The 20838-nt window shown below is 38.1% G+C and carries 19 protein-coding genes and 1 pseudogene; 14 read left to right on the top strand and 6 right to left on the bottom strand.

Annotation, left to right across the window (positions count from 1 at the left end; translation table 11 throughout):
• Positions 1–61 precede the first annotated feature (61 nt).
• On the bottom strand, positions 62–922 hold the full coding sequence (locus I3257_RS11790) for a hypothetical protein (protein ID WP_238049855.1): 861 nt from the start codon (positions 920–922) through the stop codon (positions 62–64).
• A 515-nt stretch (positions 923–1437) separates the two neighbouring features.
• On the opposite strand from I3257_RS11790, the gene I3257_RS11795 reads away from it, so the two are divergent.
• The 5 genes from I3257_RS11795 (at position 1438) to ssb (I3257_RS11815) (ending at position 5527) form a co-directional block, all read left to right on the top strand.
• Positions 1438–2283, top strand: a complete 846-nt coding sequence (locus tag I3257_RS11795) for a class I SAM-dependent methyltransferase (protein WP_238049856.1) — start codon at positions 1438–1440, stop codon at positions 2281–2283.
• An 11-nt stretch (positions 2284–2294) separates the two neighbouring features.
• Positions 2295–3038 (top strand): alpha-ketoglutarate-dependent dioxygenase AlkB, encoded by a 744-nt coding sequence (locus I3257_RS11800; RefSeq protein ID WP_238049857.1) that lies wholly within the window; start codon positions 2295–2297, stop codon positions 3036–3038.
• Positions 3039–3119: 81 nt separating this feature from the next.
• Positions 3120–3929, top strand: a complete 810-nt coding sequence (locus I3257_RS11805; RefSeq protein WP_238049858.1) for a hypothetical protein — start codon at positions 3120–3122, stop codon at positions 3927–3929.
• A gap of 37 nt (positions 3930–3966) precedes the next feature.
• Positions 3967–4299 carry a single-stranded DNA-binding protein gene (gene ssb, locus I3257_RS11810; protein ID WP_238049859.1) on the top strand — a complete coding sequence of 111 codons (333 nt, stop codon included), beginning with the start codon at positions 3967–3969 and terminating at the stop codon, positions 4297–4299.
• A gap of 730 nt (positions 4300–5029) precedes the next feature.
• On the top strand, positions 5030–5527 hold the full coding sequence (gene ssb, locus I3257_RS11815) for a single-stranded DNA-binding protein (protein WP_238049860.1): 498 nt from the start codon (positions 5030–5032) through the stop codon (positions 5525–5527).
• Between the two features lie 60 nt (positions 5528–5587).
• On the opposite strand, the gene I3257_RS11820 is transcribed toward ssb (I3257_RS11815), so the two are convergent.
• Positions 5588–5875 carry a hypothetical protein gene (locus I3257_RS11820; RefSeq protein ID WP_238049861.1) on the bottom strand — a complete coding sequence of 96 codons (288 nt, stop codon included), beginning with the start codon at positions 5873–5875 and terminating at the stop codon, positions 5588–5590.
• Between the two features lie 159 nt (positions 5876–6034).
• On the opposite strand from I3257_RS11820, the gene I3257_RS11825 reads away from it, so the two are divergent.
• Entirely contained in the window at positions 6035–6493 is a 459-nt protein-coding gene (locus tag I3257_RS11825; protein ID WP_238049862.1) for a hypothetical protein, read from the top strand.
• Between the two features lie 373 nt (positions 6494–6866).
• On the opposite strand, the gene I3257_RS11830 is transcribed toward I3257_RS11825, so the two are convergent.
• Positions 6867–7391: an IS630 family transposase gene (locus I3257_RS11830; RefSeq protein WP_346014818.1), complete on the bottom strand. Its 525-nt coding sequence runs from the start codon at positions 7389–7391 to the stop codon at positions 6867–6869.
• Entirely contained in the window at positions 7366–7716 is a 351-nt protein-coding gene (locus I3257_RS11835) for an IS630 transposase-related protein (protein ID WP_082894279.1), read from the bottom strand. Before I3257_RS11835 ends, I3257_RS11830 begins: the two co-directional genes overlap by 26 nt.
• Before the next feature lie 204 nt (positions 7717–7920).
• Here I3257_RS11835 and I3257_RS11840 point away from each other — a divergent pair, with 204 nt between their 5' ends.
• Entirely contained in the window at positions 7921–8253 is a 333-nt protein-coding gene (locus I3257_RS11840; protein ID WP_238049863.1) for a hypothetical protein, read from the top strand.
• A gap of 117 nt (positions 8254–8370) precedes the next feature.
• Here I3257_RS11840 and I3257_RS11845 read toward each other — a convergent pair whose 3' ends face one another.
• Together I3257_RS11845 and I3257_RS11850 are read right to left on the bottom strand one after the other, a co-directional pair.
• Positions 8371–8883 (bottom strand): Ltp family lipoprotein, encoded by a 513-nt coding sequence (locus I3257_RS11845; protein ID WP_238049864.1) that lies wholly within the window; start codon positions 8881–8883, stop codon positions 8371–8373.
• Positions 8884–9017: 134 nt separating this feature from the next.
• Positions 9018–9482, bottom strand: a complete 465-nt coding sequence (locus I3257_RS11850) for a hypothetical protein (RefSeq protein ID WP_238049865.1) — start codon at positions 9480–9482, stop codon at positions 9018–9020.
• Between the two features lie 926 nt (positions 9483–10408).
• Between I3257_RS11850 and I3257_RS11855 the strand changes: the two genes are divergently transcribed.
• The 7 genes and pseudogenes from I3257_RS11855 to I3257_RS11885 all read left to right on the top strand — a co-directional run bounded on the left by I3257_RS11855 (position 10409) and on the right by I3257_RS11885 (position 20800).
• Positions 10409–10603: a hypothetical protein gene (locus I3257_RS11855; RefSeq protein ID WP_238049866.1), complete on the top strand. Its 195-nt coding sequence runs from the start codon at positions 10409–10411 to the stop codon at positions 10601–10603.
• A 15-nt stretch (positions 10604–10618) separates the two neighbouring features.
• A pseudogene (locus I3257_RS11860) lies at positions 10619–10945 on the top strand (IS30 family transposase); the annotation flags it as partial.
• 423 nt (positions 10946–11368) lie between these two features.
• Positions 11369–11896 (top strand): hypothetical protein, encoded by a 528-nt coding sequence (locus I3257_RS11865; protein WP_238049868.1) that lies wholly within the window; start codon positions 11369–11371, stop codon positions 11894–11896.
• A gap of 120 nt (positions 11897–12016) precedes the next feature.
• Positions 12017–17209: a tubulin-like doman-containing protein gene (locus I3257_RS11870; protein WP_238049869.1), complete on the top strand. Its 5193-nt coding sequence runs from the start codon at positions 12017–12019 to the stop codon at positions 17207–17209.
• Positions 17210–17220: 11 nt separating this feature from the next.
• Positions 17221–18357 (top strand): hypothetical protein, encoded by a 1137-nt coding sequence (locus I3257_RS11875; protein ID WP_238049870.1) that lies wholly within the window; start codon positions 17221–17223, stop codon positions 18355–18357.
• Positions 18357–19862, top strand: a complete 1506-nt coding sequence (locus I3257_RS11880) for a hypothetical protein (protein ID WP_238049871.1) — start codon at positions 18357–18359, stop codon at positions 19860–19862. The genes I3257_RS11875 and I3257_RS11880 overlap by 1 nt, the downstream gene beginning before the upstream one ends.
• On the top strand, positions 19859–20800 hold the full coding sequence (locus tag I3257_RS11885) for a hypothetical protein (RefSeq protein WP_238049872.1): 942 nt from the start codon (positions 19859–19861) through the stop codon (positions 20798–20800). Before I3257_RS11880 ends, I3257_RS11885 begins: the two co-directional genes overlap by 4 nt.
• The last annotated feature ends 38 nt before the right edge of the window (positions 20801–20838 follow it).

Raw genomic sequence — 20838 nt, forward strand, 5'->3', positions numbered from 1 at the left:
TGCCATTTCGCTTGTTTTAAAACGATTGTATCTTATTTAAAAAGAACTGACTATATCTAATTTAAAAAAGCTCCCAGCATAAGCGTGGTAACTTCATAGAGGCTGGAGTAGGTAAAGCTAGACTAGGACTATAGTAAAAAGATAAAACTTGTTTCATATGTTGGATCTGGTTCTTATATTTCTTTGCATGAGTTATGGCTTCGTACTCATTGCGCAGTTTTACAATATAAAATGTTGAGCTATCTTTCTTCTTTCGAAAACACAAGGCATAAATAGTTTCCTGCAAAAGTCTTTTGTTTTTAATGCCATTATCAATTTTTTCATACAGTACTGGATTTTTTAGGAACTCCTTAATATTTATTTCAAAATCATCTAAATAGAAATCTATCGATGTTTTAAATAAGGTTTTGCGTTTAGTTGTTAAGTGTTCACTAATATAAAGTGCTTGGACCCATATTTTATAGTCACGTTTAGTTGTAGTTACTGTACGATAGTGAGTTGATCGTTGGCTTTCTTTGTCAAATGAAAGTGTATTATTCTCTGCTTTTTTCATAGACTTTTTTACTAAAGCCAGTTCTGAGTATCGTTCATAGCGTTCTTTAGCTAATAGGCATTGCTCAGTAGTGATTTTCCATGCTGAATTTTTATGATAAGCAGGAGGTAGGATTGTAATGATTTTACCAGAACGTTCATCTTGAATTGCTACATAGTAGAATTTATCTTTTTGACTAAAAAATAGTAAATGCCGACGAGATGAACCTGCAATTTGCCCGATGTTCACACATGCTCCATTATCAAGCAGTTTCATTAACTCTAAACTATCTATAGATGTACGCTGAAAGATACGTTTAGCGGCATGAGAAGATGGATAGGCAAAACGTTGTTGACGGAAACTAAAGGCTTTCTGTTCTCTGTTGCTCATAAGCTTACCCGCCTAATTCAATTTAGCTGTCATCAAGTAATGCATGGCTATTTCTATATCTTATCCTCGCCAATATCAGGGTTCTAGTCAACTAATTTAGAGAAAATAATAATTTATACATATATGCAGGCCTTGAGTGTAAATATTAAAAACTTCATAAAAATAGCTTCGGATAAAGTCGAAGCGTTTTAGTAAGGACATCTATTGAAATTGCGTTTACGATAGATACGATTAATATGGTTACCAAAGAAGCAGTCATAAATATGTTTACTAGTGATTTATCTGTATATTTAGCAGAGTATTTGCTTAAAGATTGTCGAAGTATACAGCTGATTAGCAAGTGCTTCATAAGAAATATAAGGCTCATGAACCTCATAATGAAATAGAAGCTTTAGTTATAGGAAGTTATGTTGAAGTGTTAAAAAAAAGGTCGCTATAGACCTTGAGATTGAGTTCAGTTTCATTATTAGAAAATAAACCACCCATCTCTACAGATATTTTGAATAGGATACCTTATGACCGATAAAGTCATTGAAGCCATTAATAGTGGCACATTAACTGCGGATAACTTAACCCATGAAACACTTAGAGAAAAATACAAACGCCAACCTTATGAATATGGACCAGAAGCACTGAGTAGAGGTAGAGGTATTTTCGATGATACTGACCAATTAGATCAATACTTGTATTCTTATGGCAAAATGGGTAATGAGCAATGGGAGAAACAGTTTGAGTTTAGTATGATTGATGGCGATACCACAATTATTGACTATGGTTGCGGGCAAGGGTTATCCTTTTTGAACCTAGTCTGTAGATGGAGTCATGACGATGACAAAACATGGCAAGACTATCTCAAGTCTGTCATTCTTATTGAGCCATCACAGATTGCTTTGAACCGAGCGCAAGCGATTGCACAGTTAAAGTTTCCAGATGCCACTATCCGGACTATCCATAAAAAGTTAGAAGAGTTGGATAATGACGATTTATCATTTGACGCCAACAAAGTAACAATTCATATATTTTCACAGATTTTAGACATAACCCTTACTGATAACTTTAATCTTTTGGAGTTTTTTGAAACCATTACTTCAACGATTGGCACGCACTATATTCATGTCGTAAGTCACGAAGTGGACGATATGAATGATCAACAAAATATATTAAAGCTCTATAAGTATATTGTTAATAAGCATGTACATGTTGATGATCCAACGGATGAAATATGTCTTGTTTTAAAAACAGACCCAAAAGAACCTAGAAAAGTAAGAAAAATAGCCACTCATATGGCTTTAAACACTTTTAATACTCAACGCAACAATAAGAGTTACACAGCTATGTTTGCTTGTATAACAACTTATTAAGAGAGAACCCTATGGACTTATTTGACACCGATAAGCACATTTTACCTTTTAAGTTCCCTAATGATATTGCAGGCTGTTCTTATCAGTGGAATCCAAGAATAAAGGGTTTTGATATTTTAGTGCCTAATGGTAAGTTATTTTTCGCACCTAATTTTTTTGACGAAAAAATCAGTAACCGAAGTGTTGAGTATTTTTTGGAAAATAACAGTCACTACTCTATAGAGAGCGACTGGAAATCTATTCCTACTAAAGAGTTTGAACAACTGATATTCGATAATATTGCATGGCAACAAGAATATATCAATCTGTACGGGCGCAAACCCATACCTCGATTGACAGCATGGTATGGTGATGAGGGTAAGTCTTACAGCTATTCAGGTATCAAACAACAGCCCAACACTTGGAATAAGGGGTTAACTTACATCAAAGAAAAAGTAGAAGAGGTTGCAGGTGTTCATTTTAATAGTGTTTTGCTGAATTGGTATCGTAACGGAGACGATTATTTAAATTGGCACGCTGATGATGAAAAAGAGCTAGGTATAAACCCAGTGATAGGCTCTGTCAACTTCGGTGCAACCCGCGATTTTCAGATCCGAAATAATGCAAATCGTGATTTAAAGTTGACTATACCTCTCGCACATGGCACATTGCTAATAATGTCTGGTGAATTACAAAGTTACTGGCAACATGCAGTCCCTAAGCGAAAGAAAGTTAATAAATCACGACTTAATTTAACGTTTAGAGTAATTATATAATTTAAGATGCCATTAGGTATAGAGCACTATTTTAAATTAAGTGCTAGTATTATAAAAACCGTTAATTTTCATGAGGCGAATATGTATATTACGAATGCTAATCTAAAGCGTTTAATTGAAAGTATTGACTCTGCAGAAATTGACACTAAAGAGTTAAATATTAAGAGTGAAGTAATCAATGATATTTTGTCAGACGAAGAGTTGGAAGATTTAAAGCATGCTAAAGCATTTTTCCTAGGTAGAAGTTTTAATATTTCTGAGTTAAGACCTATCGAAATAATAGATCAGATGAAGTATCTTAATGAAGGCCATAAACCAGCATATCACTATAATGAGGATTGTCAGAAAGCAAAAATGCATTTTGATGACTATATAATACCAGATATCATAAGATTGAAAGGTCCTGCCGAGGTGGCTCGTTATCGTATAAGAGCTAAAGGTTTAGAACTTTCAAATATGGAACATTGCCTTATATTGGCTGCTGAATTTGGAGTATCACCTGAACTTATATATCAGAAGAAATTTGAAAAAAATAGAGGAGTTGATAGTTTTACTTTGCAGGATTTAAGCTATTTACAGGGTTTAACCTCACAACAGTTAGATGAAGAGTTAGAAAAAGTATCTAAAGCTTTAATTGAATTCTTAAATGCATCTTCATTACATAGAGATTTATATAACTTAAGATTTAGAAAATACAGCTTTATCAGATGGGTAATGAAAGGAAGAGATGAAGATACAGTAAATTTAGCAAATGAACTCGCAAATCATAAGCAGTTAGCGATAGCTATTATCGAGCAAAAAGCAAAAAAAGAATCTAACTTTGATCAGTCCGGAATTGAAGAGCGCCTTCTAGTACATCTTAACTTTGTCCCATGTAGAACATGTATATAAAAAACTATAAATCGTTAAAAGTTACTGAGAGTATATTATGCAACAAAGTGTCAATAAAGCATTGATAATAGGGCATGTAGGTGCTGACCCTAAAGGAGTATCTTTTAAAGATGGTAATATGATTACTAGTTTTTCAGTAGCCACCAACGAAAGCTGGAAAGACAGAAATGGTAAAAAACAAGAAAACACACAGTGGCATAATATTGTTGTTAAAGGGAGATTAGCGGATATAGCTTTGAGACATATTAAAAAGGGATCTCATATATACATAGAGGGTTCAGTAAAGACTAGGAAATATAATGACCTGAATAATCGTCCAGTCTATATTACTGAAATCCATGCTCATAGTTTCCAAGATATAAACTATTAAGTATAAGTTAAGTTCATAATAACGATTCAGGTGAGATTTTCCTAAAAGTGTTGTAACTGCTTATAAAATTTCACCGCCAAAATTCTTGAAGTTAATCATACATACTGTGTTGTTCGCCACTAATAAGCCGCCAATCTGCGGGTTCTCAGACTGTACGCACACAGAGTTGCCAATAAGAATGCCATTTAAATTGTACCTATCAACTAACAAGGATAGGTTTTGGGCGAACTACCTAAGAAAAGTATTCCCATATTTTCTGACTGATGAACCTGTACGAACTTCTAGCGTTTTTCTTCCTTAAAGAACGCGACTCCACACATAGAAACTGTACTCACAACCTGGAACTCTCTCTCCTGTAGCAAAAATCCCATTGCTTATATGGGTGAAAAATGCTGTGAGGCTTAAATTAGTCTTCCTTATGGCTATGTGCTAGTAACCCTGTCCGATTGCTACAACTGGCAATCAAAAGAGCGTAGCAATTGAGTATATACATAAGAATATGAGCTCAGAGGTGATGTATGACGGGTACAAAGACAGACTTATTCCAAACTTAAATACACCCTGTGTGACTGTAATGGATAACGCCAGGTTTCGTAAACACAAACGCATTAGGTCAGTAAAGATTGAACCTGATGAGACCTTTATAGAGCAAGCAAAGAGGCGTGTGGAAATGTCGCGCAACTACTACGATTTATAATTCAAATAATTACCAAACTAAGAGAGAAATATTATGCGCGGAGTCAATAAGGTCATCATCATCGGCAACCTCGGTGCAGATCCCGAGGCACGTCAATTTAATAACGGTGGTAGTGTTACCAATATCTCAGTAGCGACCTCTGAGCAATGGACTGATAAACAAAGTGGCGAAAAAAGAGAAGCGACCGAATGGCATCGCGTCTCACTATTTAATCGTTTAGGTGAAATCGCTGCTCAGTATCTGCGTAAAGGTAGCAAAGTCTATATTGAGGGTAGCTTACGCACTCGTAAGTACCAAGCCCCTGACGGTAGCGACCGTTATGCGACTGAAATTCGCGCTGACCAGATGCAGATGCTAGATAGTAATGACGATAACACAAAACAAGTCAGTCATCCGGACCATCAAAAGCCTCAGAACGACCAGCAAACACCGAACAATAAAATAAATAAAAGTAATGTTAATCAGGGGCTTCCACATGGGCCAGTAGATGACGATATTCCCTTCGCTCCTCACTTTGACGGTCAGTTTTAAAATTTCGGAAATAACTATCAAAACGTTTGAAGGGCTTGTAGTTGTGATCATCGGGGTACCCTAGATTCTGTTTAAATGCAATTTAGGAAATACATACACAAAATCAAACAGTGACTCAACAGCTGAGGCAATTAAATGAATATCGCTTAGAAAATGAATGGCTAACTTATAGTGCCGTGTTGCAATAGCACGGTATTGCTTTATTTTTGCAAAGAATTTTTCTATAAGTATTCTAGGTTCTAGTCTATTGCATTTAGAGGAAATAATATCATTACCTTGTACCGCTTTGATGTGCTCAAAAAGTCGGGCATCAGCATTATCAGCCCTGTTGACCAGTAACCCCGCCAAGCATAAGATACTAATCAAATAGCGTTAAGGTGTCTGACTCAAGTAAATCTGTTTCGGATACACTTTGGATGGTTACCGTTCAATTAATTTGTTAGAAAAAAACTTATCATTTAGAAAACCTAAATATTATAAATAAATAAAATGGGGTGTGGCTTACTTGTGATTAATTTTTACTTAGACAATGTCTTTTTGATTACTGTTACAATTATAAGTTTAGCTATATTCATACCACTTCTGGGTATGTTTATACTTAAACAACAAGGTTCAACAAATCAAGGTAAGCTTTATACTAAAGATAGAGATTTTCTTGTACACTTCAGCACTGCTTTACTGATGGCTGGGCTTGTAATACCAGTAGTAATTGCGTTTATAGTTAAGATGATTCCTGATTTTATTGAAGATGCTGCTCCTAAAGCAGGCTATTTTATTATAGCTCTTTCTATTTGGCTGATCTTTATTAACATTAAACGTTTTAAGTTTATTGAAAAGAGCAAGTTGATTGACTCAAAAAATGTAGAGGAGGCTAGGTATTTAGAGAAAAAGATTAGTAAGTATAAGTTTGATATGATTTTAATAGTTATATTTATTATTTATATGATAATATTGTTTAATTTATAACAAGCGTACAATTGTCTATGAATAACTACATCGCTGTATTTTTCTTATTTCCTATGCTAATGATCCCAATTACAACACTATGGCTTTGCTTCAAACCTAAATGGTTGCAGTCTACCCATTGGCTGCCAAGCAATCGGATACTGTTAATTCTATATGCTGCCATAGCGTGGGTTATAAGTATTTTAATAATAATTATGCTATATGACTGGGATCATCAAACGACAATTTTTGAGCAACTAGTAGCAGGCTTAGGTTTCTTAGTATTTAGTTTTGGATTTATATCAATGTTCAAAGACCAGTTGATTACGAAAAAGTGAATTATTAGAAAAATTATGAGGGCGTGTTGAATATTCAAAGTTTTAGCCAAATATAGTCAGTTCAAAATAAAAGTGTTATGCCTTGAACAAATATCATAAAACAATTTGGATAAGTCATTTTCCATCCAGCCTTGGCGTAGAAACTTCACTTGAGCCCATTTTTTCTCGATAGGGTTTAGGTCTGGGCTGTACGGTGGCAACCATAAAATACGATGACCATGTCTATTAAGTAGCTTTTGAATACGCTTACTCTTATGAAATCTGGCGTTATCCATCACAATCACGCATTTGGTTTTGAGACTTGGGATTAGTTTGTGTTTGCACCAGTCGTAGAATATGCTGCTGTTAATGTTGTGCTTAAAGTAATCTAGTGCAAACAGCATCTTTTCATACAGAGCACCAATAACGTTGGTTCGCTTTTTACCTTGCCAGTTGTAACTATCGATACAGGGTTTACCAATAGGCGCGTAACCATGAGAGCGAATGGTCTCGTGCTCAAAGCCGCTTTCATCCATATAGACGATGGGATAGCCTTGTTGTTTAAAGTTATCAAGCTTACTGTGGTATATCGCTCTTTTGATCGGACAGGCTTTTGGGTGTTCTAAGGTCTTTTTTTTGACTGATGCCTAGGCGCTTTAGGGCATGATAAATGCCTGTTTTACTACAGTTTAGACGACGAGCTCGCTCATACTGGTAATCATCGGGATGCTCTTTAACATCATTAAGTAGCACGTCATCTGGTATTTTATAGGGTTTGGTTTGCCTGGTTGTTTTGCTATGAACACGCCGCTTCCAGTTTTGTATGGTGGTTGGGCTGAGATTATAGAATTCAGCTGCCTCGGCAAAGGTCATACCCTCATCTAAGCTTTTTAGCACTTGTTTGCGAAAATCTAGTGAGTAAGTCATGGTCTTTATAATAACAATTGGGTTTGATAATTAGTTTATAACACTTTTAGGTGGGCTTGACTATATTTGCCACACCTAATAAGAGCGTTTTCTATCACCGATATACTCATTATTCACCTAGTGCTTGCAAAACATAGCTATTCAGAAAGTTAAGCAAACAAATATAGGGTATAATTATTATTTCTTTTAATTTGAGTTCTAACTATGGCATTAATAAATTGTCCAGAATGTTCAAGTCAAGTAAGTGATACAGCTCTTGATTGTCCATCATGCGGAACATCCTTAAATAAACTCAAAAGAAGTTTTATGGGAAATATTTTTAAATGGCTATTTATTTTATTTAATATTTTTATGCTCGTTGCATCGTTTAAAGCCTGTGGGGGAGTCTCTGAAGTCTATAGTTCTTCTCAAAATGAATATGAACAAGCGGGTGCAGCAATTGGATCAACGATTGGAATGGGACTGATTTTAACGCTTTGGGTCTTTGTTGATATCATTTTAGGGTTATTTGTCTTGTTTACTAGACCAAAAAGATAAACTAGGTATAGCCACTAAAAGCTGTGTATGTAGATTACAGATGGTGTTCTATGATAGGCGTCACTCTCTAATTTAATAGACAGGTGACCCTATCGGCTCATATTCCACTCGATTATATTATGAACAAGCACCTGCTTGTTGTGCACCATAATTTGCTTCGCTTACAGTATATTTACTTCCAGCACTTGATGAGAGTTGTTCGATAAGCCCATCACAAGAGAAGCCTGTCATATCAAGATACTCTTCTGCTGATCTTACAGCTTGCTCATTCCAATCAATGTTCAAGCTATCTATCGCAATGGTGGCATCTTCAATTCCATAACCATCGCCATATTCTGACGAAAGCTGCTCGATAAGCCCTTCGCGTGAAAATCCTGTCATATTTATATATTGCTCAGCTGATCTGACTGCATTTTTTTGTGGGCGACTAAGCCCTTCAGGCTTAACTTCTTCCTGAGCAATGTCCGCAACAGATGTATCAGCTACTTCAGGAGAGTCAGCAACGACCAACTGCTCAGAAGAGCTTTCATCTACGTTAACTTCAGTTTGTGAAGAGTTATCACCAAAAATAACTCCGATTATTATAAAACCGACAAATATAATAGCGACCCACTTAAGTGACTTCTTCATTCTTGTAACCTTAATTCCAAAAAGAATGTTGGATAAATTAGCTATTATTGCATAATCTAAATATAAGGCATGGCAAATACCCTGAATAGTGCAACTGTTTCCATAACGTTAAAGAGTTTTAGTGAATGTATTCCTTAAAACTCTTTAACGTTATAACCGTATTTTTTAGCCGCTTCTTCAATTGCACCATCATAATTATGACAAGTATGTAGATATAACTCAGCATCAGATATTAATACACCTGAAATAGCTCCTTCTGGATTGATAGGTACAATCGTAATTTGATCTCCTATTTTTACGGTAGGTTTTTTAATAGAGCAAGTCACATATACATTGTGGAAGTCATGATTCCATAACGTCTTTTTTGCATCCCACTCTCTACTACCACCAACAAGTTTTAGCTTTATAGACGTCGCTTGAGGTGTTTTCTTTAATATCTCAAACTTCATTACTTTTACGACACTGCATGGATCTCGATAACAAGATTCCGAGATAGTACCTTTCTGTATCCCTTTATGATTAAAAGTAGGATTGGCAGCATTTGCATCGAAAGTGAGTAAGAGTATGGAAACCAATAAAAATTTTGTCGATAGCTTCATTATGCAATATTCCCGAACTATGTTCTATTTGATAAAAACTAAGACTATAGCAGTAAATGCCCTGAACCGTATGAATTTGAAACAGTATTCAAGTCGCAAAAAAATCTAAAAACAGCCGGTTGTTCATATAGAAACGTTATGACAAATGACTTTGGTTAGAAGCAGTCGGTTTCACTGGTTCCACTTAGGGATAGGTCACCAAGAAAAGCGTGGTTTGACTTTTATTATCAGGCTGCGTTACTAAAACCTCCTAAGTTTGTTTCTACTGACTTGACAGCAGTTGTCAGTTTTTAATCTTTGAAGCATAGCTAGCATATTAGATATTGATAAAGTATATGAATGAATATCCCACAACACAATGTTTAAAGAGACCTAGATTCAAATAAGAAGTGCAACGTTTTAAAAGAATGAGTTGAAGAGTAAGATGTACCGTGTTGCATTTCAAACTTCAACTCCTACATATCAGAACGTTATGAAACACTATACACATCTTCAAGAGCAAAGATATCAAATATCAGCGCTATTGCAAGCTAAAAAGAGTCTCAGTGAAATAGCTAGAACTATCGGCTGTCATAAATCAACGGTGAGTCGAGAGATAAGGCGAAATATAGGACAAAAGGGTTATCGCCCCAAACAAGCCCATCGTTTGGCAAAAGCGCGCAAAGTTAAGAGTAGCACACAGATCAGCCGCTTTGGCTGGTGCTATATTGAGCATCTACTCAGCAAGCACTACTCACCTGAGCAAATCACAGGGCGACTGAGGATGCTGGTTTGGGAAGATGTCCCACGCCATGAATCGATATACCAACACATCTATACTGACAGAAAGGCAGGGGGTGATCTACACAACACACTCAGATGTCAAAAGCGTTATAAGAGACCGTATCTGCAAGGCAATGATAGGCGCGGGAAAATAGCGAACCGCTGTGATATTTTCAAGAGCAAAGATATCAAATATCAGCGCTACTGAGCGTCCTAGCATCATTGAAACACGCAGTCGTATGGGCGATTACGAAGGAGATACGGTGGTTGGTCATGGACATCAAGGTGTTCTGGTTACTTTAGTAGATAGAACGACTAGAGAGACTAAGATCAAAGCGCTACCCAATCGCAAGGCATAAGCTGTCACACAAGCTTGTATTGGCATGCTAAAAGGTGAGCAGGCGTTAAGCATCACCTTTGACAACGGTAAAGAGTTTGCTGACCATGAAGCGATGGCAACCGCGTTAAAGGCTAATATTTACTTCGCTCAGCCTTATCATTCTTGGGAGCGCGGAACGAATGAGAATACCAATGGTTTAATTCGTCAGTTTCTACCTAAGTCGATGCGTCTAGATAACCTATGCAGGCACTTAGTTCAGTCGATTGAAGACAGTTTAAATAATCGACCTAGAAAGGTGCTAGGGTTTAGAACACCGCTTGAGGTAAAATCTAGATTCGGGTGCGTTGCACTTCGATGTTGAATCCAAGAGAAATAAAACTAATATCGATTTTTAGTAGAAATAACTTTTTAACTAAAGTAAAATAACGTAAATGAATTGTTTCAATAGAGTTGTTTTAAGTTACAAAATTATTTCTTGTTATTAATTTTTTTGCTCAGGAAAAATTTATAAATATTACAGCTTTAACAAGATTATAATTAGCCACCTAAAGTTAATTAGCTATTAAAGTAAAACTATAATAGACCTCTTGTATAAGTCATCGTTAGGCCTTTTCATTCCATAAATGCAAGTCATTGAGCTGGTAATTTTGCAAGAGGTCCTATAGTTGAGCAGTTTATCGTATTAACTACATATAAATCTGATTATGAATTTCTAAACTTATTATGTGGTTTCTTTACCATTGCCTAATTTTTGTATCACCCTATCTATAACAATGAGAGCTTCATGAATAATTCGATAATAAAAGCAGCAGCAATAGCAGCTATAATTGCAGCCCTTATCAGTGGTTTAATGGTTTTGGAAATGAATGAATTAGCCCCTGCTTATAAACAAACGGGGCAGTTGGTATTTTATATTTTTATTACTTTTATATCGATATTTACAGGGGCTGTCGTTGCTGCTATCTTCTTTCATCGTAATCGCAAAAACCCACGCATCATGGTTAAACGTGCAAAAATTATCTATGCAGGGTATGCCGCAGCAATCTCTGGGTTAATATTTATTTTGCCAAACCTCCTGCTCAAACAATCTGCTGCCTCTTGTATAAAACCCAACATATATGCGGTAATATCAGACCCTTTAAATATTCAGGTCTGTATGAATATCAAATCGGTTTTGCTCACTAAAATCCTACCTTTTACTACTCCCTTATTTTTAGGAGGCTTAATCGTCAGCGCCATCGTTATTATGATGGTTAGTGTACTCACTTATTCACTGGTTACCGCTAAATTCCTATATAGCAATAATAGATAGTCTGGTAGTAATTATTTTAATTTAATCCAGAAAAATTATCTAAGCTAAAAATGATTCAACCCAAAATCTCATAACTATATCTCGTTATATTTCATTGTTCGAATTCTGCAGGAGCGTGTCGTGTCAAATGTTTTAATTGGAGTTGGTGGTTCAGGTCAGCATATTATCCATGCTTATTTACGTTTATTAGCACTGGGTAATGCCGGCTCGACAGATATCCCGCATGTTTATATTATTGATGCCGATGCTCAGTCTCAGCAGATTGCCAATAGAAGAAGTCAGTTAGTACCCGACATTCAAAGCCTGCATGAATATCTACGCCACAGAGGTATAGGAGGTAAAACTAAAGAAGCGAACTTCGATATTATTCGACCTTATAGCCAAAACTTATCTACCAATAGCGATTTGACTGTTAAGAACGTTTTACTGGCACAAAAAAGCAATACCACAGAAGAGATTAACGCTTTCTTTTATGAGCAAGACCTTAATATTAAAGTCTCTGAAGGTATGCATGCCAATCCAAAAGTAGGCTCAACTATCTTTGGCGAAAAGCTTGGACGGGTGCTTGATAGTAGTGGCAAGATTGATACCAATAATAGACAATTGCTGCAAAAGGAATTTTTCTCATTATTCGATGATGATGTCACAGGGATTAATACTACGGATTGCAACATTGTCATCGTCGGTTCGGTATTTGGGGGTACCGGTAGCGGTATCATTCCTACTTTAGCGCGCACGTTTAATGAAGTTATCAATAACTCAAGCTCTGGACGCACAATAAATCTAGCAACGGTGGCAACCCTGCCATGGTTTCAGCTTAAACCGGGTGAAGACGGCTCGACCGGAAGTGCCTTTGATGTGGGCAAATTAAAACGTAATACCGCCTTTGCCTTAAGGAACTTCCAATATGAATTGCAGGCTAATAGTAATAATGCCGTAAGCTCTATTTTTATACAGTCGGGCAGTCTGTGGCAAGATATCCAAAGACCCAGTGCGGGTGATTTTGATCAACCTGAACATACTCATGTGGTCAATCTACTCGCCGCGAATGCGGTTCAGCATAGCTTTGCAAGGCACTTTGATGCCAATGAGCTTTTTATGCCCATGAGTCAGTTGTCTCATGAGATTAAACAGGGGCATTTCCATCCTCACACCTCAAAAGCGCTACATTTCCAAGACTTTACTAAAGGTAAAGATTTCGTCAGTCTCTGGATGCTATTGGTCAAAAATGCCTTAACGATATTGGTGATCCAAGCCTTTATCGAGGTTTTGAGTGATTATTCTGAAGGGGTGATTAATCATGCGGTATTAGGTGACTCAGCGCCAGAGTACAATGCTGTTAGACAATTACTAGACGCTGTTCGTGAGAAATTTGGTATCGGCTTAGAAAGTAAAAAAGCGTGGCTGGGACTTAAGTCGGTGAACTTTGTGCCAAAAGTAGTGTACACCAACTTAAAAGACGCGTTAACCTTTGAACAGAAGCAATATCAAGATACCGTGAACTGGATAAGCAAACATGATTATGATAATCAAAATGCTTCGGGTATCATTCCAGAATTTAGGGCGTATCATAATATCAAAAGCGCAGTCAATGCCAATGCGTTGTGGTCGCAATTAGTCGGTACTAATGAGCAAACAGGCTTTGAGAAAGACGAATTATGGCAATCTTGCGCCCTTAAAATAGTCGCGAATACGCTCCTTAGTGAAGATGGTGGTATCGATACTACCCTACAGGCAAAAATCAATACTATTTTAGAGCAAGGTGGTAGCGATGAGAAAAAATATGCAGGTTTAGCCAGCAATCTTGCCAGCTCAATATTCAAAAATCTCAATCAGTATGTCAAACCTAGTGAAGAATTTGGAGAGAAGTTCTCTGAATATAAAATGATGTCTGATAACGCGCAATCGATTAGCCAAGTGCAATTGCAAATGCAGCAACAAAAAGGCGATATCGCGCATTATGGCGCGATGGACTGGAACTTACAATTGGCAGGTGATGTCGCCACGCTTGACATTATGGACATCGAGCACCCTAAAACCTTACGTTGGTTAGATGCGCTGCACCCGACTTCTACCACCGCCAATCTTATCAACGTTATTCAGCTGGACGAGCGTATCTCTCAAGGCGTACCCAATATTTTAGCGTCTTTTCTATTACAAAAGTGGCGCTTGCAGATTCAAAATGAGGTCACTGTTTCACAGTTATTAGAAAATGATAATACTGCTTATTATAAAATCAGCGCCAACAAATTCCAAAGTACGGAGGTGGGGTTATATCTATATGCCCAACGCGTTATCGAAGCGGCGTTTTGGCTGTTAATCAGTGGGTCGACAGAAGTCATTTATACCGCTATCCCATTAGATGGCACTAATGCTTATCATCGTTGGCTCAAGCGCGAGCTGCTGACCCAAAGCTGGTCTGATACTCAGCTCGGTATGATCGTCACCAATGATGCCGAACGCACACCATTATTTTTATGGAATGGCTATTATTGGTGTTTAGCGGCAAATAATACCGCTCAAGCTTTCTTTGCTGACTTATTACAAAATATGCAACTGCCAAGCTTGCGTTATAGATACGTTGATTTATTCTCCAGAAAATCAACTGGGGATAATCAAAAAACCACCTCATTAGATAAATTCTTTGCCTCACAGCTCAATGCCTTGCGAGTCCGCCTTAAGAGTCGTAAAAACAGTAGCGAAAATGCCAACGAAAACATCCTGTTGACCGCATTAACAGGTATCTTGACCGATCTTCCTCAACCAACAGCAAACAGTGTGGTCGCTGCCCTGCGTACGCCACTTGAATTAGGCTGCCGCAATGTAGTCACGCTCGATGAGATTGGCACCTCAAAATCGATTGTTAATATCAGTAGCTATTTGATTCAAAATCCACAAGTGGTTATGTTAGATAAGTTGCCTGATAATAATGGTAATATCGTTAATATTGAACAGTTTTTACCGGTCAAAAAAGAATACTGGCTTGAGCCTGCCGTAATAGAGCATTTGTCTAAAGATGATAGCGAATCGGTACATACTAGAGTCAAATTTAACGGCGAGAGTAATAACGAATGCTCAATACAATATACTAAATTGTATGTGCCTGAGCTTGGTTGGATGGACTTTAAACAAGGTGCTGATGCGACCAAACCTATTATCGCCATTACCCCTTATGACTTAGCGTTTGGGGTGGGCGTATGGCCAAACTTCAAAGCAGAGGGTTGGAATTACTACTTTATCTCCGTAGATATCGAAAAGCGTAACGTTTATCAAGACCTTGCCAATAAGCTACAGACGGCTTTAGGCTCAGAGAAAATGACCATTACAATATATTCTCAGGATTTAAAACACGCTGAAGCCTTTGGCTTTGACGCCATTCCAATAAAGATTAATTTTGTCCCTGCGGTTATCGAACTCTCTTGTGGCGATACCATCATTGCCACGCAGCCGATTATACTGACCGAAGATGTCAAGTCTGGTAATAGCCATATAAAATGTATTGGTCTGGATTTTGGTACTTCAAATACCTGTATGGCGATGGCGTATAACGATCAAGGTCAAGTTAAACGAGAAAACCTCAATCTTGCCAACACAGCAGATAGCCCAAGAATGGAATGGCTGGTTTATTCAGAATCCGATGACGATAAAGGTAGAGATGATTGGCTAAAAAACCGCAGTGCTTACTACTTACAGCGTCAGGCTAACGTCAGTCAAGCAAATAGCTATACAATTCCTAGTGAGATTTTATTGGGTCTTAGTATACGTGAAAACCCAGATGGCACCAATCAGACCGCTGTTCAGTTAAAAGCAATGAAAGAGAACGCCGATAAATCGCAAGTGCTGATTAATGGTCTGAATTTAGAAGCGCCTATTTTTACCCCTTTATGTAGCGACTTTTATGGATTTTCAAGCTCAGATAGAGCGCGACTGAATTTCTTTAATAGTCTGCTTGAAAGCAATGACATTCAGCGTATTTATGGCAACATAAAGTGGCCACAAGAAACGGGCGGCACGAATTATCAGTTGTCTAATAAACTGCGCGCGCTCTATATAGAGCAGATGATGGTAGGGGTGCTGGCACGCCTCAGATATTCTGGCGTGACCGATATCGACTATGTTTATGCGACGCGTCCTGATGCCTTTACCTTCCAAAATACCACCTTTGCCAATACCTATGCTCGAGAAGTGGGCACTATATTGAGTAAGCTTGCCGAGCAAACCGGTGTCAGCGTTCGTAAACCTGACATGATAGAGGTGTCAGAGACCGATGCCGCTTTACAGATGTCTATGATTAACCCTAATGAATCTTATGTCATTATCGATATGGGTGGTGGTACGACCGATATCGATATCGAGCTGTCCTATATCGATAAAGGCGATGAATTAAAACGCTTAAAATACTCAAGCAGTATTAAATGGGCAGGTAATGATTTATTAACCGCATTACTCAAACCTATACACAGTCCGATTCGTAAATATCTAGAAGAACAAGTCGGCATCAAGTCAGATGAAGCGTCTGCTAAATATTATGACACCTTATCGGCATCGGCATTGAAATTACAAATTCGTAATGGCAACCGCATTATTGATGATCTTCGTGACCCAGAATCAGTGGCAAAAGTAGCGGAGATGTTCTTTGAGAGTATTTATGAATATATCTTTGTAAAAATTAAACTCCTGTTACAGCAAGCAGGGTTTGAGTCAGTAAGTGGGCTGAAAAACCAAAAACTTAATATTGTCCTGCAAGGTAATGGCTTTAAGCTCAGCGATTATTTCAGTCACGATACCTATAAGCATCCAGCGCTTAATGGTGATCATTATGCTCCTGAAGTCTGGCAGGCAGTATTTGCTGATTATACGGGCAGTGACGACATCACACTGAAAGTGACGTACGGTGAGAACAGTAAAGAGCATATGATTCGTGATGGCGCGGGTAGGATTGCGGATGATATGTATAATAATAAAATCAGCAGCGTACTTGATAATCCAAAAATACTTTATCCCCCAAATATGTTCGATAAAAACCTAACAGCAAGCGCGGTGCTAGTCGAATATAATAAAGATGACTCAAGCCCACGTTTGATTGAGCCGTTGCAGGATAAAGAAAACTTGCTGCCTATATTAGAAGAGCTGTTCCCTTATACCAAAAAATACTGGAACAATACCGAAGAAGTGGCGTATTTATTTACCAATAATAAATACGGCAGCGCTCATTTTTATGATATCAATGCCATGTATTTGACAGGTACAGGTAGTGGCACAGACCATTGGAACTTCTACTTAGCCATGACCCAAAAACTACAAGATAATTAAGGAATAGAATAATGCAAAAGATTATCTGTAGTCAGCAGGTGCGACTACCTCAAAAGACGCTTAAAGCCATGTTGGTATCCTCTATCGTTGTGGGGTTATTGCTACCCTTATCAGCGGTGGCGGCTGAAGATGACCTAGATGTTTTGGCAAGACCAATAATTGCAGACGACATTGATAAGGTGAATTCAGTAACGAATGATACCTTAACAAAGGTAGATGTCGGTTTACCTGACAACGAAAATAATGAAAACAAAGAAAATAGCGCTGTAACAGAAAATGTAGACGTTAAAATAGAGAGCTCTACTACTGAAAACCCCGCTACAACTGCAAAACCTACCTCGGAAGAAGGTAAATCAGCTACCAGTCCTTTAGATAAATATATTGATGAAAAAGAAGAAGCAGAAACAGCAGAAACACCGGTAGCTACCACTTCACAATCGACTGATAAAAAAGTCGCTGATAAAGAACCCTCATGGATGAGCATGGAGTATTTATTAGGTGGTGGCTTACTATTATTACTGCTTGGTGGCGGCTTATTATTGTTCAGTAAGATTAATGAGCTGAAAAATGAAAATAAAAGCTTAGCCTATAATAACGCTAATTTAAAAAGACAGTCTGACAAACAAACCAAGTTAGCTAACAGTGCTCAAGAAGAGAATAAAAAACTGGTATCTGATATTGAGCTTCTGAAAAGTAAGCTTGATGAGCAGCATACTGCCCCTATTGAGATAGATAACGAGTTATCCTCAGCATGGTTAGCAGAGACCCCTGCACTCATAATCATTGATGACTTAAATCAATCGGATCGTACGCAATTAGCCAGTATTTTTGAAAACTGGTTGCGAACGAACCGTGGTAATACTGATGTGAGAGACTTGATACCAGAAGATATTCAGCGGAAACTTAAAGATTCAGAGTATTTGATAGAGTTTTGGGGACAAAGTGATGGTTTAGATTCTGTCGAAATCACTAAAAATACGACGCGTACCGCTATTATTAGTCTGATTAAACATGACAATCAGGGTTATGCCTACTGTTATAAGAAACCTAACTCGATGTCCGCATTGTGGAAAAACAAAGCGTGGTATGACGTCGAAAAGATAAATGGTACGCTAAAGACAATGGGCGAATCTCTGGAGACGACTTGATGCAATTTTATCAATCAAAATATGCTTATGGATTCAGCGCCGCATTGTCCGTTATGTTATTAAGCGGCTGTAGCGAGCAACCGGCAGAGGTAGCGATACCTGAGACAGTAGTCGCACCCAAAGCTACAAAACCTGACGTGATGCCTGCACTGAATTTAGATATATTACCACCCGCCAATACCCCATCAGCGATTGACTATATTATCGACGGTTCAGCAAGCATGTGTGGTTATTTTAATGCCGAATTGGGCATGACCGAACAGGCGATTCCGATGACTAAACTGGTGCAGGCTATACAGTCTGTGCGCCGCTCTGACGATAGAATACTGATTTTTATGCAAGAGGAATCTGCTGATAAAGCCATCTATATTCCCTTTGAAAAATTTGAAAATCAGTTAATGCAAGGTAGATGCAACCTAAATGGTCAGTACACTCAGCTTGGTCTTATCTTGCAGGATTACCGAGAGCAGCCAGAATTACAGCAACGTTCAGTCGTGGTGGTCTCCGATATGCATTTATTACCTGCTGAAAGAACCGTTTTTGAAACTCAGTATGATGCTTTTCTCGGCAGCTACGTCACCGCAGAAAATAAAGGCTCAGCACTCTCAAACGGTTTATTATCGCTGCGCTCGCCATTCGTTGGCACGTATTATACGGTGAATAATGAAACCAAAAAGCTGGCACAAACACAAAAGCATCTACACTTTTTTTGGTTAGCCAAACAGCCCAATGATGCAAAGCAAATAGAAAAAATTCAACAAAATCTCATCAATGCGCAAAACGAATATCCCAATAGTGTGATTGCCCAAGCAGAGTTTTTACCGCAGTTACGACTATTAACGGATGATGCAAAAATCTATGGGGCATTTAGCTCGCCGGCACCGATAATAAGTCCAAAAAACATCTTGGATCTGTCTATGGAAAACGCTAAGCCTTATATTAGTGCATTTGATGCTAATAGCTCTCTTAGTGAAGAACAAAGCAACTGCTATGATATCAGTTGGGGCGAGAAGGGTAATATTGTTTTCTATCCCTATCCAAACCCTAAGACCAATCGTGACAAAATTTGTCCTGATGGTCCGCTGTTTCGCTCAAAAACAGGCAGTACGCTGAGACTAAACTTACCCCTACAGAGTGGTTATAGCATCAAACCCAAAGCACCAGATACCTTAGACGTGGTCGATAACTACCTGTCTATTCCTATTGTTGATGCTCAAAAAGCATGTATTGGCGTCAGCTCTGGTATGCCAGATGCCCAGAAAAACGCTCAGAGTATCACAGTGCAGTATGCTGCAGACAGTACCGCTATCAATACCGACTACTATAATCAGTACTCTATCGAGCGAGATGGCTGCACCTCTGATTCTGATTGCACGAACTTAGTCGATAAGACTTTTCAGTATAATCAGCTCATCTCAAGTCTGGCAAATAAGTCCAAACAGCACATCGAAAGCTTATATCCCCGAACGATTGATATCACCATGATGTGTGGTGAAACGCAATGATGAATGAGGGTATGTGGGTATTATGGCGGTTGTCAACTCAGGAAAAACTAGAGGATAATACTTTTGAATGCCATCTTATTTTAGAGTATAGAGACCATTCGCCTGCTCAATGTATAGATATTAACGCCTTAGAAAATCTTAATGAAAAATGGCTCAACGTGGTGCGTAAAGAGTCTCCGTTTGGTAATCTTAGCGACACTGATATTCCAATGAAGGATGATTTGTCATTATTTATCTCTTGTTTTATTAATGTCTATGCGCTGTTAGAAGAGCAACCGCAGTTAGAATGTATTTATTTATTGACCTCAGAGACCCATGAGCCGATTCATCTTGAAACGCTATATCCACTCAGTCAGCTAAAAGACATTGAGACAAGAAATCTGAATAAAATTTTTGTACAGCTGTATCCTAAAATTCCTTCTGAGAGATTTGAGGCGCTAGAAGATCCGCTCATTGAAGCCCAAAGCTTAACTGAATCGCTCGCTATCATTAGAGGCGATACAGCAAAAGCAAATGCGCAAGCTGCCACCGATTTACAGCCACCACATTCAACAGAGTCAACAGAGGCTTATGCTATTGAAAAAAAATTCTCAAAGCAAGATCTTAAAGACTTGCGCGATGGGTTTCATGCCTGGCAAAGGGCGCATGGCAAGAATGAGATGGTTGATAGACTTCCTGAGAGTTTATTAGACAAGATAGGCGATGAATACGATATAGCATTTTGGACGAGTGGTCAGGGCGTAAGTAATATGGTGAGAGACTATAATCCACCCAGACACACGATGGTGTTCAGTATTATCCAAAAATCTAATCAAGAGGGTCTTGGTTATTGTATACAGCGACCGACCAGCTTAGATAGGGTTTGGACCCATAAGCGATGGCATAACATTAAATGCAGCGATAGTGAAATTCTGGAAGTATCGGCTTTAGAACGTTAAAGTGCTACTGCCTCCTTTTATCATATCGTATAAAATCA

Source organism: Psychrobacter sp. Ps7, assembly GCF_022129225.1.
Classification (GTDB): domain Bacteria; phylum Pseudomonadota; class Gammaproteobacteria; order Pseudomonadales; family Moraxellaceae; genus Psychrobacter; species Psychrobacter immobilis_A.

Coding starts and splice junctions, on each gene's coding strand:
- I3257_RS11795 (WP_238049856.1), top strand. CDS start 1,438: ATGACCGATAAAGTCATTGAAGCCATTAATAGTGGCACATTAACTGCG.
- I3257_RS11880 (WP_238049871.1), top strand. CDS start 18,357: ATGCAATTTTATCAATCAAAATATGCTTATGGATTCAGCGCCGCATTG.
- I3257_RS11885 (WP_238049872.1), top strand. CDS start 19,859: ATGATGAATGAGGGTATGTGGGTATTATGGCGGTTGTCAACTCAGGAA.
- I3257_RS11865 (WP_238049868.1), top strand. CDS start 11,369: ATGAATAATTCGATAATAAAAGCAGCAGCAATAGCAGCTATAATTGCA.
- I3257_RS11835 (WP_082894279.1), bottom strand. CDS start 7,716: ATGACTTACTCACTAGATTTTCGCAAACAAGTGCTAAAAAGCTTAGAT.
- I3257_RS11845 (WP_238049864.1), bottom strand. CDS start 8,883: ATGAAGAAGTCACTTAAGTGGGTCGCTATTATATTTGTCGGTTTTATA.
- I3257_RS11805 (WP_238049858.1), top strand. CDS start 3,120: ATGTATATTACGAATGCTAATCTAAAGCGTTTAATTGAAAGTATTGAC.
- ssb (WP_238049859.1), top strand. CDS start 3,967: ATGCAACAAAGTGTCAATAAAGCATTGATAATAGGGCATGTAGGTGCT.
- I3257_RS11875 (WP_238049870.1), top strand. CDS start 17,221: ATGCAAAAGATTATCTGTAGTCAGCAGGTGCGACTACCTCAAAAGACG.
- I3257_RS11850 (WP_238049865.1), bottom strand. CDS start 9,482: ATGAAGCTATCGACAAAATTTTTATTGGTTTCCATACTCTTACTCACT.
- I3257_RS11790 (WP_238049855.1), bottom strand. CDS start 922: ATGAGCAACAGAGAACAGAAAGCCTTTAGTTTCCGTCAACAACGTTTT.
- ssb (WP_238049860.1), top strand. CDS start 5,030: ATGCGCGGAGTCAATAAGGTCATCATCATCGGCAACCTCGGTGCAGAT.
- I3257_RS11800 (WP_238049857.1), top strand. CDS start 2,295: ATGGACTTATTTGACACCGATAAGCACATTTTACCTTTTAAGTTCCCT.
- I3257_RS11840 (WP_238049863.1), top strand. CDS start 7,921: ATGGCATTAATAAATTGTCCAGAATGTTCAAGTCAAGTAAGTGATACA.